This window comes from Polaromonas sp. P3_C2 (assembly GCF_056402675.1).
Map to the genome: position 1 here is coordinate 1 of NZ_JBFUGX010000922.1, position 1,333 is coordinate 1,333.

Here is a 1,333-nt window from a genome sequence, read left to right on the forward strand (position 1 = left end):
CTTTCCTCCCTTCCCCCTCTTTTCTCCTTGTTTTCCTCATCCTCCGGCTTCCCGTTGGCGCTGCCCGGCTACCTGTCCCCTTTCGAAAATGACATTCGGCTTGGCCGGTAATCTGATGGTTGTTTCTATTGGTTACGAGTTAACTCTAATTGTTGAATTGAGGCCCCGGTTTTAGCTAATTTCCATTAGTTTCTTCGGATCTTTTGGTGGATTTTCGATGTTTTAATATGTAACTTACTGTTTCAATCACTCCGATTGAAGACTGAAATTCAACTAAATACGGACGTTTATGCGATTTTTCTCACGAAATTTTTGTTTTTATTCACATCTATTGCGTTCGTGTGAAGTAATCGAGGCTCTAAAAGTTGATAAGTAACATAAAGTTACGTCTCAAATACATATCGATGCGCATATGTTGCCGGCCCTACATGGATCTGCCTCCGAGCCAGCCATTTGCCGAGAGTCACGAAAGGACGTTACCCATGAAATCTGCCCTGAAACTTTGTATTTTTGCCGCCGGACTGGTGTTTGGCCAAGCTGTGCTGGCCCAAGCCTCGCCGGTGTCTTCCCAGCTCCTGGCGCAGCGCGTGGAGATGGTGGGCGGCAAGCCCGTGCTCAAGCCCGCCGGCGACGGCAAACCCGGGGATGTCCTGCAGTACAGCGCTACTTACCGCAATACCAGCACCGCTGCAGCCGGCAAGCTTCTGGCAACCATACCGGTGCCTCCCGGCACCACCTTTATCGCGGCAAGTGCCGAACCTGCACAGGCTCTGGCCTCAACGGACGGAAGCATCTTTGCACCCATGCCGCTGACGCGCATGGTCAAGCAGGCCGACGGCAGCGTGCGCAAAGAGCCCGTTCCCCTGTCTGACTATCGCGCCTTGCGCTGGGAAACCGGCACCTTGGCCGCAGGCGCCAGCACCGTGGTCAGTCTGCGTGTGCGCATCGATTCACCTGCAGTCGCACTGGCTGCCAAACCGTGATGAYGGCCAGCTTCCCTTGCAGCTGCGCCTCCCGCCATGCGGGCGGCGCATTTCGCCTTTCCGTTCCCCGTTAATTGTTTGTTGATTCACCGTTGTTAAGTAGCCAGGAGAAAAAGCCATGTATGCCAATCCTTCGAGTCCGCAGCCTTTAGGGTTGCAGCACTTTTTCACCCACTGGATTGTGGGATTGTTTGTCGCGCTTATGCTGGCTCTGGCCGGCCTGGCGGCCCATGCCGCGCCACCGCCGGCGGGCACGTCCATCAGCAACCAGGCCTCGGCCACGTACTCGGATGCATCCGGCATTACGCGCACGGTCACGTCGAACGTGGTGCAGACCACGGTGCAGCAGA

The 1,333-nt window shown here is 55.3% G+C and carries 2 protein-coding genes; both read left to right on the plus strand.

Translation table 11 applies throughout. The features are described from left to right. Window positions 1-482: 482 nt before the first annotated feature. Entirely contained in the window at window positions 483-983 is a 501-nt protein-coding gene (locus AC1DWI_RS23410; RefSeq protein WP_477668682.1) for a hypothetical protein, read from the plus strand. A gap of 118 nt (window positions 984-1,101) precedes the next feature. After that, window positions 1,102-1,333: hypothetical protein (locus tag AC1DWI_RS23415; RefSeq protein WP_477725947.1), on the plus strand; the 232-nt coding region annotated here is incomplete at its 3' end.